This is a genomic window from Cyanobium sp. HWJ4-Hawea (assembly GCF_024345815.1).
Classification (GTDB): domain Bacteria; phylum Cyanobacteriota; class Cyanobacteriia; order PCC-6307; family Cyanobiaceae; genus Cyanobium_A.
The window spans coordinates 14,261-27,769 of record NZ_JAGQBV010000031.1; the positions used below are offsets into that span (position 1 = coordinate 14,261).

Sequence of the window (13,509 nt, forward strand, 5' to 3'; positions counted from 1 at the left end):
CCATGGAACTGACCCTCTGGACCTATGAAGGCCCCCCCCACGTGGGGGCGATGCGCATCGCCACTTCGATGGAGGGAGTGCACTACGTGTTGCACGCCCCCCAGGGCGACACCTACGCCGATCTTTTATTCACGATGATCGAGCGGCGCGACCGGCGCCCTCCCGTCACCTACACCACCTTCCAGGCCCGGGACCTCGGGGGCGACACCGCCGAGCTGGTCAAGAAATCGATTAGCCAGGCGGTGGAGCGTTTCCAGCCCGAGGCCCTGCTGGTGGGTGAGAGCTGCACTGCCGAACTGATCCAGGACCAGCCCGGCTCCCTGGCCCAGGGCATGGATTTGGGGGGCATTCCGGTGGTGAGCCTGGACCTGCCCGCCTATTCAAAAAAGGAAAACTGGGGCGCCGCCGAAACCTTCTATCAACTGCTGCGCAACCTGCTCAAATCCCAGTTGCCGGCCCCGGGCACTGCTAAGCCCTTGCCCAGCCGCTGGCGCGAGGAGGGCCGCAGGCCCAGGGTGAACCTGCTGGGCCCCAGCCTGCTGGGCTTCCGCTGCCGCGACGATGTGCGCGAAATTACCGGGCTGCTGGAGGAGTACGGCATTGAGGTGGTGGTGGTGGCTCCCCTGGGGGCGCGGCCAGCTGATTTGGCGCGCATCCCCACGGCCGACGCCAATGTCTGCCTCTATCCGGAGGTGGCCGGGGTGGGCTGTAGCTGGCTGGAGCGCCAGTTCGGCATGCCCACGATCAAAACCGTGCCGATCGGCATTGGGGCCACGGCGGCCTTCCTGCGGGAGCTGCACGGCGTACTCGAGCTCGAACTGCCGGCAGCGCTGCAACCCGATGCCAGCGGTGAATGTGGGGCCGAACGGCGCTCCCGCCTGCCCTGGTATTCCCGCTCGGTGGACTCCACTTACCTCACCGGTAAGCGGGTGTTCATTTTTGGCGACGCCACCCATGCCATCGCCGCAGCGCGGATAGCCAGCCAGGAGCTGGGCTTTGCCGTGGTCGGTCTGGGCACCTACAGCCGGGAGCAGGCCCGTGAGGTGCGGGCAGCGGCGGCCGAGTTGGGCCTGGAGGCCCTGATTAGCGACGACTACCTCGCCGTGGAGCGGGCCATGGCCGAGGCCAGCCCGGAGCTGGTGCTAGGCACCCAGATGGAGCGCCACAGCGCCAAGCGGCTGGGGCTGCCCTGCGCGGTAATCAGTTCACCGCTGCATGTGCAGGATGTGCCGGCCCGCTATTCGCCCCAGATGGGTTGGGAGGGGGCCAACGTGATCTTCGATTCCTGGGTGCACCCGCTGATGATGGGCCTGGAGGAGCACCTGATTGGCATGTTCCGCCACGACTTTGAATTCGTGGAGGGCCATCGCAGCCACCTGGGCGAGGCTCCAGCCCCAAGCTTGGAAACTGCTCCGGCTGCTTCCATTGATGGCCTGGTTTGGAGTGCCGATGGCGAGGCGGAGCTGGCCAAGATTCCCTTCTTTGTGCGCGGCAAGGTGCGGCGTAACACCGAAAACTTTGCCCGGGAGCGGGGGCTGGCGGTGATCGACAGCGAGGCCTTATACGAGGCCAAATCGCACTTCAGCCGTTAGGAGAGCTGAATAGCCATCGATTTGGGTATTTGCACTTAGCCATGTGTGAGCAGATCACCATCAACGGAGCTGGGATGTTTCGCTTTCCACCCAGGAGTGTTGCGGCGGGCCAGGGCAGGCCTTGGATGGAAGCAGATCTCTATAGGCGTTTGGGTTTTCCCTACGTCGCCCTTCGATGACAGCCACGCTCACTCGCCCGGATGGTGAAGGCAGTGTTCAGGTCCACCAGGAACCGGGCATGGATATTGAGACAGGGGCGTTGGTGATCGCCGTCTACGGCAAGGGCGGCATCGGCAAAAGCACCACCTCCTCCAACCTCTCGGCGGCCTTTTCCAAGCTGGGTAAGCGGGTGCTGCAGATCGGCTGCGATCCCAAGCACGACAGCACCTTCACCCTCACCAAGAGGATGGTGCCCACGGTGATCGACATCCTCGAGACCGTGGATTTCCACACCGAGGAACTGAAGCCCGAAGACTTCGTCTTTGAGGGTTACAACGGCGTGATGTGTGTGGAATCCGGCGGCCCCCCGGCCGGCACCGGCTGCGGCGGCTATGTGACGGGCCAAACGGTGAAGCTGCTCAAGGAGCACCACCTGCTGGAAGAAACCGATGTGGTGATCTTCGATGTGCTGGGCGACGTGGTCTGCGGTGGTTTCGCGGCACCGTTGCAGCATGCCGATTACTGCCTGATCGTGACCGCCAACGATTTCGATTCGATCTTCGCGATGAATCGAATCATGCAGGCCATCAATGCCAAGGCCAAGAATTACAAGGTGCGCCTCGGTGGTGTGATCGCCAACCGCTCCGAGGAGACCGACGAAATCGACAAGTTCAATGCCCGCACAGGCCTGCGCACGATGGCCCATTTCAAGACCGTGGACGCGATTCGCAAATCCCGTCTGAAAAAGTGCACCATCTTCGAGATGGAAAGCACCCCGGAAGTTGAGGCTGTGCAGCAGGAATACCTGAATCTGGCCCGCCGGATGCTGGAGAACGTCGAACCTCTCGAGGCGGAATCCCTCAAAGATCGGGAGATCTTCGACCTGCTCGGCTTTGATTGATTGCTTGCTGATGCTCAGGTGATGAAGTTGCCTTTGCCAAACCAGTTGAGCTCCCAACCCTTCAGGATCCGATAGACCACCGGCACCACAAACAGGCTCAGCACTGTTGATACCAGTAGGCCGCAGAAGACCACGGTGCCGATGCTCACCCGGCTGCCGGAGCCAAAGCCACTGGCAAAAAGTAGGGGAACAAAGCCCGCCAAGGAGGAAAAGGCCGTCAGCAGGATCGGCCGCAGCCTGGCGATTGAGGCCTGGCGAATCGCCAGCTCCAGGGGGATGCCCTCCTTGAGGCGCTGGTTGGCGAATTCGACGATAAGGATGCCATTTTTGGCGGCCAGGCTCACCAGCACCAGTAGGCCCATCTGGCCATAGACATCCAGGGGCAGGCCCCGGGCGGCCAACCCCAGCCCGGCACCAAGCAGGGCCAAAGGCACCGTGATCAGGATCACGATCGGATCGATGAAGTTGTCGTAAAGGGCGGCGAGCACCAGCAGCATCACCAGGATCGCCAGGCCAAATACCCGCAAATTGCCGCCCGCAGCCTTCATCTCTTCCCGGGCCAGGCCAGCCCAGGCCAGTTCGGTGCTGCCGTTGCCCACCTCGCTTTGCACCTGCTCCAGGATGGCCATTGCCTGGCCAGTGCTCACCCCAAGCTTGGGCAGGGCCCGAATGTTGATGGCCCGCTCCAGTTGGCTGTGGTTGATCGTGGTGGGGCCGCTACCGCGCTCCAAACTCACCAATTCGGCAAGGGGAATTAATTTGCCGTCGCGGCTTTTTACCCGCAGGCTCAACACATCCCCCGCATCCTTGCGGGAGCTGCCATCGAGCTGCACGATCACTTTGCGCACCTCCCCGCCTTCGAAGCTGTCGTTTACATAGTTGGAGCCAAAGCTGGCCCCTAAAACATCGATCACGCTGCTGAGATCCACCCCCAAGGAGGCCATCTGCAGCCGGTTGGGAACCAATTGGATCAGGGGTGCTCCGGCACTGAAACGGGTCGAGACCCGCTCAAATTGACCGGTGGCCGTGGCGGCCTTGATGAAGTTGCGCGATTGCTTTTCAAAAGCCTCCAGATTCATCAATCCGTTGCTGGTGTCGAGCAGTTCGATCTCCAGGCCCCCTTCCGCGCTGAAGCCCCGCACCGAGGGGGCTTCGCTCAGTTGCACCACTGCCCCCCTTACCTGGCGGCGCAGCTTGGCGTTTAGCCGCTCCCCGACGGCCCGGGTGGAGGCATCCGGGCCGCGCCGTTCTTCGATCGGGGCCAGCCGTAGGTAAAAGACGCCCTTGTTGGGGCTGCTGTCGCCAAAGGAACTGCCGGCGTTGAAATTGGCGCGGGTAATCAACGGTTCGGTGGTGACCACCTGGCGCACCTGGTTGAGCACGGCCTGGGTTTGCTGGATGCCCAGGCCATCGGCCAGGATCACCACCCCCCGCAGCTGGCCGTTGTCTTCCTGGGGGATGAAGGTGGTGGGCCGGGTTTGCAGCACCACCGCCGTGAGCAGCAGGCCCGCCAGCAGTAGGGCCATCACCCTGCGCTTCTGCCCCATCACCCGATCCAGCCAGCGGCCATAGGGAGCTTCGAGGGATTCCAGGGCCCTGCGGGGTGGATCGATCCAGCGGGCCAGCCAGGTGGGCACCCGCTGGCCTGGCTGCAGCAATCTGGAGGCTGCCACCGGCGTGAAGCTCAGGGCATTTAGGGAGGAAAAAGCAATGGCGGCGCTCACCGTGATCGCAATTGGGGCGTAGAGCCGGCCGAGGCTGCCGTCTAACCCCAACACCGGAATGAACACCACAATCAGCACCAGGGATGTGGCGATTACGGCCCCGGCCAGCTCGGCCATTGCTTCGCGGGCCGCCTGCAGGGGCGGGGTGCCCCGTTCGAGCCGGCGGCCGATGTCCTCACTCACCACGATGGCGTCGTCTACCACCAGGCCCGTGGCCAGCACCATCCCAAACAGGGTGAGGGTGTTGAGGGATTGGCCGCAGAGCTTCAGCACGCTTAAGGCCCCAATCAGGGCCACCGGCACGGCCGAGGCGGTGATCAGGGCCAGCCGGGGATTGCCCAGGCCCAGCAGCAACACCACAAACACCAGCACCACCGCATCCCGCAGGCTGTCGGTGGTGCTTTGGATGCTGCCGCGCACGTAGTCGGCCTCATTGGTAATGAGCTGCAGGTCAACGCCGGGTGGAAATTTCGGCCCCAGCCCATCGATGGCCCGGTTCACCGCATCACTTACGGCGATCGCATTGCTGCCATCACGCTGGTAGACCGCCAGGGAAACGCTGGTCTGGCCCTTGAGGTTGGTGGCGATGGTGCCATAGCCCTCGTTGCCAAGCTCCACCCGGCCCACGTCCTTGAGCAGGGTCACGCCGCCATTGGGGGTGCGGGCCACCACCAGTTGGTTGAAGGCTGCGGGGCTATCTAGCCGACCCTCCATCCGCAGGGGCAGGGTGATTTCCTGGCCCCTGGGGCTGGGGGCATCACCCGCCTGGCCCAGGGCCGCCAGCAGGTTTTGCTGCTGCAGTGCCGCCGTCACATCGCCGATCGTGAGGCCCCGCTCCTCCAGGCGGGCCGGATCAAGCCAGAGGCGGAAGGCCAGGTTGCTGCCGCCCGATACGGTCACATCACCCACCCCCGGTAGCCGCTGGATCCGTTCCTTAATCACCTGGTTGACCCAGCCACTGAGGAAGGTGTTGCTGTACGTGTTGGCATCGGCGCTGAAATTCAGCACCATCAGCAGATCGTCGGAGCTGCGGCGCACCTGTACGCCAAAGCGCACCACCTGGGCCGGGAGTTGGCGGTTGATCACCGCCACTTCGTTTTGGGTATTGATCTGGTTGAGCTCGGGATCGCCGCCGCTGAAGGCGAGGGTCACCGTGCTGCCATTGGCCGAGCTGGTGGAGCGAATCGTGTCGAGCCGCTCCAGGCCATTCAGTTGTTTTTCGATCAGGGCCGTTACCCCCTGTTCCACCACCTCGGGGCTGGCGCCGGGATAGTTGGCCCGCACCGTGACCCGGCCCGGGGCAATCGGCGGCAGGTTTTCCACCTGCAATAGGGGCAGGCTCACCAATCCGGCTAGCAATACCAAAAGGCTCAGCACCAAGCTGAGCACCGGACGGCGCAGGAAGGGATCGCTGATCGATTTCACGGGAGGGGCCAGTTCACGGGAAATGGCTGGTTAGCCGAGGTCGCGCTTAAGCACAACACATAGATAGTCGGGTGCCTTGTAGCGACTTGGCAAGCAAATGTGCAACTGCTCTAGGCGACTCCAGCACACCGTGCGTTGGATGGCTGCCAGGTTTTTTCCTTCCTTCAACAGAATCCTTAGGGCCTTGCAGTAAAACGAATAGTTGGCTTCCAGCTCCCCAATCGTTAGACCTTGACTATGGCTCATCACCCTTTGTGCACCCGGGAGTAGCGGGGGTGCTGTTTCAACCTAAGTGGCCGACAGATTCAGCCGTGAACAGAGCCGGGGCAGGCTGAGCCCCTGGACCAGCAAATTCAGCACCACCACTATGAAAACAATGCTCTGGGCATTCTGGGTTAGGGAGTCCACCATGGAGGGATCTATACCCCGTATTTCTGGGATCTCAGCCATCAATTTGTAGGAGAGGGCTAGGGGCACGGCACCGCGCAGGCCGCACCAGGAAACCAACAGGTTTTCCTTGGTGGTGAAAGGTGATAGGGGTTGGAAGATCAGCACACTCAAGGGCCTGGCAACTAGCATTAATGCCGCAGCCGTAAGGATGCCAACCGGGAGTGCTGGCATGAGGCTGAGGGGGTTGACCAGGAGGCCAAAAAGAATAAATATGGTGAACTCAACCATCGTGTTGAATGGCAGCAATACTTCCTGTAGGGAATTGTGATTTATATCGTTATTTTTGTAGGTCATATTTGTCATCAGTAGCCCCGTTAGGTAGACCGCAATAAAGCCGGAGCCCCCCAGTACCTGGGTGCAGCCATAGTCGGCAAAGGCGATTGCAATGGCCACAATTAGGAGCTGGGATCGCTCATGGGCCAGATGGTCGATCACGAATTTGGCCACATAGCCAAATAGGGCACCAATGATCAGGCCACCGCCCACCTGCTGGAGGAAGTCCCGCAGGCCGGTCAGGCCTATGCGCACTAGGGAGGCCTCCGTATTGAGGTTGGCCGCACCCGAAGACAAAAAGATGCCCCCGACCACTCCGAATACCAAAATTGCCGCCGGATCGTTGACGGAAGACTCAAATTCGAGCAGGTGCCTGAGGCGATCGGGAAGGAGGTTTTGAACCTTGGCGAGCACGCTGATCGTGGCCCCCGCATCGGTGGAGCCCAGGCACGCGGCGATCAGCAGGGCAGCGCCGATGGGCATGTTGTTTAGGAAGCCGGGGGCTATGAAATCTCCAGCCGGGGAGGAGAGGAACCAAATCAGGCCCCCCAGCATCAATGAGGAAATCGCAACGCCGCCGATGGCCAGCACTAACCCGTATTCCAGGAAGCCCCGGATGGTTTTGACATCGGTTTTTAGACCTGCGTAGAACAGCAACAAGGCCAAGCCAAAAACAAATATCTTTTCAGCTTTTTCAAAGCCAATATTTAGAAATTCAAAATTTAGTGACAGGCCAAGTAGGAGTACCCCCAGGATTGCGGGCACACCAATCTTGATCGAAAAGCGGCTGATTATAAGGCTGCCCAGAAAAAGTAGGCCAATGAATAGCACCTGGGTTTCCAGGGGAATCTTTTCCAGTCCCGTGGTGGAGGCGAATGGGAAGTAGGGCATTGGCTATTAGCTTTTAGGAAGCTGGTCTGCTTTGCCAAGGCTGGCAGCCTGCCCTGGGCTGAGCCTACCGGCCGCCAGCAGCACCTCAGTAATTTGCTCGATGGTGAGCACAGCGTGGCAGCGGTAGCCAGCTTCGGCTAGCAGTTCCTTGGCCTGGCGGTCATGGTCGCCGCCGTGGTCTATGAACACCACCACATCGCGGACGATCAGGCCCGAGCTCTCCAGTTTGGCGATGCCACCCATTACCGAACCGCCCGTAATCAGGATGTCGTCTACGACCACCACCTGCTCGCCCTCGTAGAAATCGCCTTCGATTAGGCGGCGGGCCCCATGGGCCTTTACCTCCTTGCGGGGGTAGATCAATGGTTTGTGTAGTTGCAACGACAGGCCGGTGGCAGTGGGCAGGGAGCCGTAGGGAATGCCGGCAATGCGATCAAACTGCAGCCCCTCCAATTTGCCGGTGTAGGCATGAAGTACCCGATGGAAGAGGTTGGGGTCGGAAATTATCTGGCGCAGGTCGATGTAGTAGTTGAAAAGTGCGCCCGATGCCTGCACATAGTCGCCAAATAACAGGCAGCCAATATCAAACAATTCCACAATTAATTCGCCAAGTTCCGCCGCAAAGGGATCTGTGACAGGGGGATCCGTCGCCATTTGGCCAGTGGCCAGGGCGGGCTTGGCCGCTTCCGGTGGAATCCACAGGGCACAGCTCTCGGCCTCCGGGCTGGGGGCTTGGCTGGGGCTGGGGCTGGTTTGGTTTTGGTTGCTTTGGCGCTGTTTTTCCCTGCGCTCTAGCCAATGTTCGCGCTTGGCACGGATTTGTTTTTTCAAGGCTTCGGCCCTGGCCCCAATCGAGTCCTCGATCAAGAGGTTTTGGGGAAGGGGCAGCAGCAGCCCGTCGGCGGCATCGCTCAGGCCCGCTTCGAGCATCGCTTCGAGGCTGTCCTCCCCTGACCAAAGACTGCGCAGGATCACAAACCGCTGCGGGGCCGCTTTTCGCACCCTGGCCAGCACCGCCGGGTCGCTGGTGCCCACCTCCAGCAGCACCTGCTCTGGGGTGCCCCAGAGCTGGGTTTCACGCACGATCTGCAGATAGAGGGGCTCGGCCTCATTTGGGTAGTGCTGGATCAGGCGGGCCGCTTCGTTGGAGCTGTGGCAGGTCATCACCACGGCCTTGCCGGGATAGAGCAGGAAGGGGGCGGCGATGTCCTGGCCCGCCAGGGGTGAAAGGGTTACGGCATCTGCTCCAAATTCCTTGAACAGGTAATGGGCGAGGGCCGATGAGGAGTTGAGATCCCCGTGTTTGGTGTCGACGATCAGGGGCAGATCCCGCGGCACCAGATCCCGCACCTCCAGCAACAGCTCCAGGCCCACGGGCCCCAGGGCCTGATAAAAACCCAGGCTGGGCTTGTAGGCGCAGACATGGGGGGCTGTCTCCTCAATTACCGCCTTGATCCACTGGCGGGCCTGGCTGAGGAAGGAGCGGCCGCCCATCCCCCGCTGCTGCGCCCAGCTCTGCAGCATCTCCGGGTTGGGATCAAGGCCCGTTACCAGCAGCGACTGCCGCTCGCTAATTGCATCGGTTAGTTGGACGAAGAAGCTCATGGCTGCAGCCGCCAGGGCAGGTTCTCACCGGCGTGGAAGGGCACCAGCTCGACGCCCGAGAGATGGAGGCGTTCAGGAATCAGCTGGGGCTCGCGGCTGAGCCTGATTGTGCCCTGGTTTTGGGGAAGGCCATAGAAGCGGGGTCCAAATTCGGAGGCGAAGCCCTCCAGTTTGTCTAGGGCACCCTCCTGTTCAAACACCGTGGCGTAGCTCTCGATGGCAAAGGGTGCACAGAAAATCCCGGCGCAACCGCAGGCCGATTCCTTGGCGTTGCGGGGGTGGGGGGCTGAATCGGTGCCCAGGAAAAATTTCGGGTTGCCCGAGGTGGCTGCGCTGCGCAGGGCAATGCGGTGCAGTTCGCGCTTGGCCACGGGCAGGCAGTAGAAGTCGGGGCGCAGGCCACCCCTAAACATGGCGTTGCGGTTGATGTGCAGGTGGTGGGGTGTGATCGTGGCGGCCAGGTTGGCCGGGCCGGCGGCCACGAAATCCACCGAATCGGCTGTGGTGATGTGCTCCAACACCACCTTCAGGCCTGGATGCCGCTCCAGCAGGGGGGCGAGCTGGCGTTCGATGAAAACCGCCTCCCGATCAAAAATATCGATCTCGGCATCGGTCACTTCCCCGTGGATCAACAGGGGCATGCCGATCCGCTCCAGGGTTTCGATCACTGCAGTGATGGCCTCCAGGCTGGTAACGCCGGCGGCGGAGTTGGTGGTGGCGTTGGCGGGGTAGAGCTTGCAGGCGCTGAAGACCCCCTCCCTAAATCCCCGTTCCAGTTCGGCCGGATCGATGGAATCGGTCAGGTAGGCGGTGAGTAGGGGGGTGAAGCCGCCGCCAGCTGCCTGGCGGATCCGTTCCCGATAGGCCTGGGCCGCCTGCACCGTGGTGATCGGCGGATTGAGGTTTGGCATCACGATCGCCCTGGCGAACTGCCTGGCCGTGCTCTTCGCCACCGCCTCGAGCATGGCGCCATCGCGCAGGTGAACGTGCCAGTCGTCGGGTTGTCGAATCGTGAGCGACTGGTCGGCCATGGCTGCGGGCCTGGGGAGATTTGTTTGGATAATGTCAGAATCTTTAGGTTTATTGCAGATCCTTGGATGTCCGCTGGAACGCCCGTTGTCTCAAAGCCCACGATCGGTGAACTTGAAGCCGGCTATCCCAGCTGTTGCAAGGCCCTACGGATCCTGATCAAGGACAAGAAAAGCATTGAGGCGATCCAGCGCACCGTTGCCTGGGAAAGGCTGACCCTGCTGAACAAGAGCTTGCCTAGCCGCTACAAGGCCCCCGATTACCTCTATTTCATGCTTAAGCGCGAGATTGAACAGCCCGTTTCTGCGGCTGCCTGAGCCTGCTCCCGGTGTGGTGGGTTAAGCGCAAATCATGCCCGCGCCCAAGGTTTAAGGCCGCTGATCCAATCGGCCACCAGAATGCCCGCCGCCATGGCCGGAACCCCTAGTAGGGCATGGGGTGATCCCATCGGGATGAAGCGAAAAAGTTGGCTGTCGTTGCCCCCTAGGGCAAGCTCGGCACCTACCACCATCACCAGCCCCCAGCCCAGCCAGCCCACATGCCGGTTGCGGGGGGCTTGGGCCTGAAATTTGCGCCGCCAAAGGTTGATCGCCAGCATGCCGAGGGGAAAGCTGAGGCCGGCCACCAGGGCTACGCGCCGATCCTGGCCCGCTAGGGATTCGGCAAGGTGCTTAGCGAGATCAGATGGCTGCCAGGGCAACACGCTGACAATTAGCAGGGCCATCACCACCCCCATGCCAAGCATCAGGGCCCAGGCCCTGCTGCCAGTGAGGCCAGGGATGGCGTCATTGGGGGTAAAGGGCGTAGCGCGGCGTAGGGCCTGGATTTCCAAGGTCAGCAGTGCGGCAGCCAACACCCCCGCCACGAGCCCCACCCCCATGGCGGCGGGGCTAGCCATCAGTCCATGTAGGGGAGCCAGCAGCAGGTAGCCCAATACCCAGCCCCCAAGGGTCCAGATCCGACCCCCCTGGCCCTGGGCCAGCTGGTTCATGCTGCCGATGAAACAGCCGCCATTGGCGTAGGCCGCCAGGCCAAACAGGAAGCCGCCCAGGCCCACCCTGCCGGTGGCGGGGAAAAGGCCAGGGTCTGCGGCCAGGTTGAGATCTGTTTTTAAGGCCCACACGATGCAGCTGGTGAGCATCACCCCCACCAGGCAGCGCAGGGGGGAGCTAAGCCCCTGGCGGGTCTGCAGCACCACCTTCACCATGCAGAAGCTGGTGAGGCAAAAACCAGCCCCGGCCAGGGCAATTAGCAGTAACTCCGCCGCAAATCGGGGCCCACTCATGGCGCGCTCCCCCCACCCAGCCTGGCCCGTGGGCCCCGCCAGAGGTGCTGGCTGACGGCAAAGGGGGGCAGCCGCGTCAAAATGATTTTCCAAGGGGTATGGTTAGAGATTGTTTGCCGCGATCTTGATGAACCAGCTGCTTTCTTCGCTTCACCCGAATCCAGGATGGACCGGAGCCGCTCTCGCACCCGTTGCGAACCAACCGATCTCCGACACGGTGGGTAAACATTGCATTCTCGAGCTCTACGGTTGTAGTAGCGCCAAGCTCGACGACGAAGTTTTCCTTAGGGACGCCATCACCACAGCAGCGCAACTGGCTGGCGCCACCCTGCTCAACCTGATTACCCACCGTTTTGAGCCCCAGGGCGTAACGGGTTTGGCCCTGTTGGCTGAATCCCACATTTCGATCCACACCTGGCCGGAATCGGGCTATGCGGCCGTGGATGTGTTCACTTGCGGTGACCACACCATGCCGGAAAGGGCCTGCCAGGTGCTGGCAGAAAGGCTGGATGCGGGCAATCACAAGCTCACCAGCTTCCGCCGTGAAACCCCCAGCGCCATCGCCGACACCCCCCGCGAACCTGAGCTCGAACCCCATTGGTTGGCATCCGTTGGTGCGGGCATTTCAGCTGAGCGCCTGGCAGAACACCTTGGGCAGCCCTGCTTTTAGGGCATCGCTAAGTAGGGCGGCGCGGTTGCGGTTTCTACTGCGTTGGGGTTCGCTGCTGCGCACCTCAACCAGGTAACCATCGCTGCGTTGGGGGCTCCAGGAAATCAGCAGCCGTAGATCTTCTCCGGCGGTTTTTTTGGTGGGGTTTGCCTCGGCAAAAATCACCCCGCTTTGCCAATCCGCAAGGCAAAGGCTCATGCCTAATTGCTCTAGGTAGAGGGTTAAGGATTCGCTCTCAAACGAAATTGAACAGCTGTGGTGCCATTGATGAAAGGCCATGGGGGCTTTCTAGATCTCAGCATCTGGGGATGTAGGTGATCTGGATCACTGGGTCAGGTTGTCTTTACTGTCCTTGAGCTCCTTCCAGATTTTGCGAATCTGGTCATAGGCCTGCTCCTGGCTCAATTTGCCGTTGCTTTGTAGGCCAACGATCAGACCGATGCGTTCTGCAAAGGTTTCTAGATTTTGGTGAAAGACCAGGCGCTCAGGTGTCCAGTCCGAGCCCCGGTAGCTGGAGTGGACTTCCAGGGGAGATTGAACTTCAGGCCCTGGGCCATCGCCGTCAAGGGGGGCGCTGCCCATTACGAAAATTTACCAATATTAAACCCTAGGCAGGCCAGGTTAAGCATTCTTAAAGACGCCCCACCTTGCCGCACATGGGCTTGTTGTCTGCAGCACAACTATCTGCGGACCACCGCCCTCAACATGCTGTAGCCCGGTTGGGAGATTACGGTCATGGTCAAATTTCTCGATGATTGGTTCCCCCAGGTGGTGCTCTGCCTACTGATGCAGGCTTTCATTATTGGTGGCGCCAGGGTGCTTGATCGGATTGGCCCTTCGCAGCCCCTGGGCCCCAGCGCCCAATTAGCACTCTGAAAAGGCCGGCTCTACAGGCTATTTTGCTGAATTGTGATCTGGGATACATCGCCGGGTGATCTATTTGGTGGCGCGCAGCCGATCTAAATAGGTATGGTTTGAACGACTTCTGTCTGAAGTCAAAACCCTATCGGTGTGAGGACCCCGATGAAACTTTCTAAAAAGCTAGTGCTGGCCATGGCCGGTACCGGCCTGCTGGCCCCCATGGCCGCTCAGGCTCAAGAGGTCGCTTCGATGGGCAGCCGTGCTGCCATCAACGAGTACTCCCAACAGCAAGACAACGACACCTTCCGCGCCTGGGCTTCTAAGAACCAGGTGACCAGTGTCAACCAGTTTTCCGATGTGAAGCCCACCGATTGGGCCTACCAGGCCCTTTCCAACCTGGTGGAGAAGTACGGCTGTGTGGCCGGCTATCCCGATGGCAAGTTCAAGGGTGCCCAGGCGATGACCCGCTTTGAAGCGGCCGCCATCTTGAACGCCTGCCTCGATCGCGTCTCCGAGAAGACCGACGAGCTGCAGAAGCTGATGGATGAGTTCGACAAGGAACTCACCGTGCTTACCGCCCGGGTTGATGGCCTCGAGAGCAAGGTGGGCAAACTCCAAGCCCAGCAGTTCTCCACCACCACCAA

The 13,509-nt window shown here is 61.1% G+C and carries 14 protein-coding genes; 6 read left to right on the forward strand and 8 right to left on the reverse strand.

What is annotated here, in order from left to right; all coding sequences use genetic code 11:
• Positions 1–2 precede the first annotated feature (2 nt).
• Positions 3–1,592, forward strand: coding sequence for a ferredoxin:protochlorophyllide reductase (ATP-dependent) subunit B (locus KBY58_RS08265; RefSeq protein WP_255003897.1), 1,590 nt, complete (start codon positions 3–5; stop codon positions 1,590–1,592).
• Positions 1,593–1,767: 175 nt separating this feature from the next.
• Complete coding sequence (gene bchL / locus KBY58_RS08270) at positions 1,768–2,652, forward strand: ferredoxin:protochlorophyllide reductase (ATP-dependent) iron-sulfur ATP-binding protein (RefSeq protein ID WP_254933618.1); 885 nt, start codon at positions 1,768–1,770, stop codon at positions 2,650–2,652.
• Between the two features lie 14 nt (positions 2,653–2,666).
• On the opposite strand, the gene KBY58_RS08275 is transcribed toward bchL, so the two are convergent.
• Genes KBY58_RS08275 through pyrC form a run of 5 tightly spaced genes read right to left on the reverse strand, consistent with a single transcriptional unit; the run spans position 2,667 to position 10,051 of the window.
• Positions 2,667–5,801 (reverse strand): efflux RND transporter permease subunit, encoded by a 3,135-nt coding sequence (locus tag KBY58_RS08275; RefSeq protein WP_255003898.1) that lies wholly within the window; start codon positions 5,799–5,801, stop codon positions 2,667–2,669.
• 30 nt (positions 5,802–5,831) lie between these two features.
• Positions 5,832–6,047 carry a DUF3136 domain-containing protein gene (locus KBY58_RS08280; RefSeq protein WP_255003899.1) on the reverse strand — a complete coding sequence of 72 codons (216 nt, stop codon included), beginning with the start codon at positions 6,045–6,047 and terminating at the stop codon, positions 5,832–5,834.
• Positions 6,048–6,089: 42 nt separating this feature from the next.
• Entirely contained in the window at positions 6,090–7,415 is a 1,326-nt protein-coding gene (locus tag KBY58_RS08285; protein WP_255003900.1) for a cation:proton antiporter, read from the reverse strand.
• A gap of 6 nt (positions 7,416–7,421) precedes the next feature.
• Positions 7,422–9,020 (reverse strand): bifunctional orotidine-5'-phosphate decarboxylase/orotate phosphoribosyltransferase, encoded by a 1,599-nt coding sequence (locus KBY58_RS08290; protein ID WP_255003902.1) that lies wholly within the window; start codon positions 9,018–9,020, stop codon positions 7,422–7,424.
• On the reverse strand, positions 9,017–10,051 hold the full coding sequence (pyrC, locus tag KBY58_RS08295) for a dihydroorotase (protein WP_255003903.1): 1,035 nt from the start codon (positions 10,049–10,051) through the stop codon (positions 9,017–9,019). The genes KBY58_RS08290 and pyrC overlap by 4 nt, the downstream gene beginning before the upstream one ends.
• 66 nt (positions 10,052–10,117) lie before the next feature.
• On the opposite strand from pyrC, the gene KBY58_RS08300 reads away from it, so the two are divergent.
• Positions 10,118–10,366 carry a DUF3136 domain-containing protein gene (locus KBY58_RS08300; RefSeq protein WP_254933612.1) on the forward strand — a complete coding sequence of 83 codons (249 nt, stop codon included), beginning with the start codon at positions 10,118–10,120 and terminating at the stop codon, positions 10,364–10,366.
• Positions 10,367–10,398: 32 nt separating this feature from the next.
• On the opposite strand, the gene KBY58_RS08305 is transcribed toward KBY58_RS08300, so the two are convergent.
• Positions 10,399–11,427, reverse strand: coding sequence for a YeeE/YedE family protein (locus tag KBY58_RS08305; protein ID WP_255003904.1), 1,029 nt, complete (start codon positions 11,425–11,427; stop codon positions 10,399–10,401).
• 34 nt (positions 11,428–11,461) lie between these two features.
• Between KBY58_RS08305 and speD the strand changes: the two genes are divergently transcribed.
• Positions 11,462–12,004: an adenosylmethionine decarboxylase gene (gene speD, locus KBY58_RS08310; protein ID WP_255003905.1), complete on the forward strand. Its 543-nt coding sequence runs from the start codon at positions 11,462–11,464 to the stop codon at positions 12,002–12,004.
• Here speD and KBY58_RS08315 read toward each other — a convergent pair.
• Complete coding sequence (locus KBY58_RS08315) at positions 11,960–12,283, reverse strand: hypothetical protein (RefSeq protein ID WP_254933610.1); 324 nt, start codon at positions 12,281–12,283, stop codon at positions 11,960–11,962. The two genes, speD and KBY58_RS08315, sit on opposite strands and share 45 nt — an antisense overlap.
• 45 nt (positions 12,284–12,328) lie before the next feature.
• Positions 12,329–12,586 carry a hypothetical protein gene (locus KBY58_RS08320; protein WP_255003907.1) on the reverse strand — a complete coding sequence of 86 codons (258 nt, stop codon included), beginning with the start codon at positions 12,584–12,586 and terminating at the stop codon, positions 12,329–12,331.
• A 153-nt stretch (positions 12,587–12,739) separates the two neighbouring features.
• Here KBY58_RS08320 and KBY58_RS08325 point away from each other — a divergent pair, with 153 nt between their 5' ends.
• Together KBY58_RS08325 and KBY58_RS08330 are read left to right on the forward strand one after the other, a co-directional pair.
• Positions 12,740–12,880: a hypothetical protein gene (locus tag KBY58_RS08325; protein WP_254933608.1), complete on the forward strand. Its 141-nt coding sequence runs from the start codon at positions 12,740–12,742 to the stop codon at positions 12,878–12,880.
• Positions 12,881–13,027: 147 nt separating this feature from the next.
• Positions 13,028–13,509, forward strand: a 482-nt coding sequence (locus KBY58_RS08330) for an iron uptake porin (RefSeq protein ID WP_255003908.1), incomplete at its 3' end; no start/stop codon positions are given.

Bases quoted from the DNA above. Each gene is read 5' to 3' on its own strand.
- KBY58_RS08265 (WP_255003897.1), top strand. From the start codon at position 3: ATGGAACTGACCCTCTGGACCTATGAAGGCCCCCCCCACGTGGGGGCG.
- bchL (WP_254933618.1), top strand. From the start codon at position 1,768: ATGACAGCCACGCTCACTCGCCCGGATGGTGAAGGCAGTGTTCAGGTC.
- KBY58_RS08280 (WP_255003899.1), bottom strand. From the start codon at position 6,047: ATGAGCCATAGTCAAGGTCTAACGATTGGGGAGCTGGAAGCCAACTAT.
- KBY58_RS08285 (WP_255003900.1), bottom strand. From the start codon at position 7,415: ATGCCCTACTTCCCATTCGCCTCCACCACGGGACTGGAAAAGATTCCC.
- KBY58_RS08290 (WP_255003902.1), bottom strand. From the start codon at position 9,020: ATGAGCTTCTTCGTCCAACTAACCGATGCAATTAGCGAGCGGCAGTCG.
- pyrC (WP_255003903.1), bottom strand. From the start codon at position 10,051: ATGGCCGACCAGTCGCTCACGATTCGACAACCCGACGACTGGCACGTT.
- KBY58_RS08300 (WP_254933612.1), top strand. From the start codon at position 10,118: ATGTCCGCTGGAACGCCCGTTGTCTCAAAGCCCACGATCGGTGAACTT.
- speD (WP_255003905.1), top strand. From the start codon at position 11,462: ATGAACCAGCTGCTTTCTTCGCTTCACCCGAATCCAGGATGGACCGGA.
- KBY58_RS08315 (WP_254933610.1), bottom strand. From the start codon at position 12,283: ATGGCCTTTCATCAATGGCACCACAGCTGTTCAATTTCGTTTGAGAGC.
- KBY58_RS08320 (WP_255003907.1), bottom strand. From the start codon at position 12,586: ATGGGCAGCGCCCCCCTTGACGGCGATGGCCCAGGGCCTGAAGTTCAA.
- KBY58_RS08325 (WP_254933608.1), top strand. From the start codon at position 12,740: ATGGTCAAATTTCTCGATGATTGGTTCCCCCAGGTGGTGCTCTGCCTA.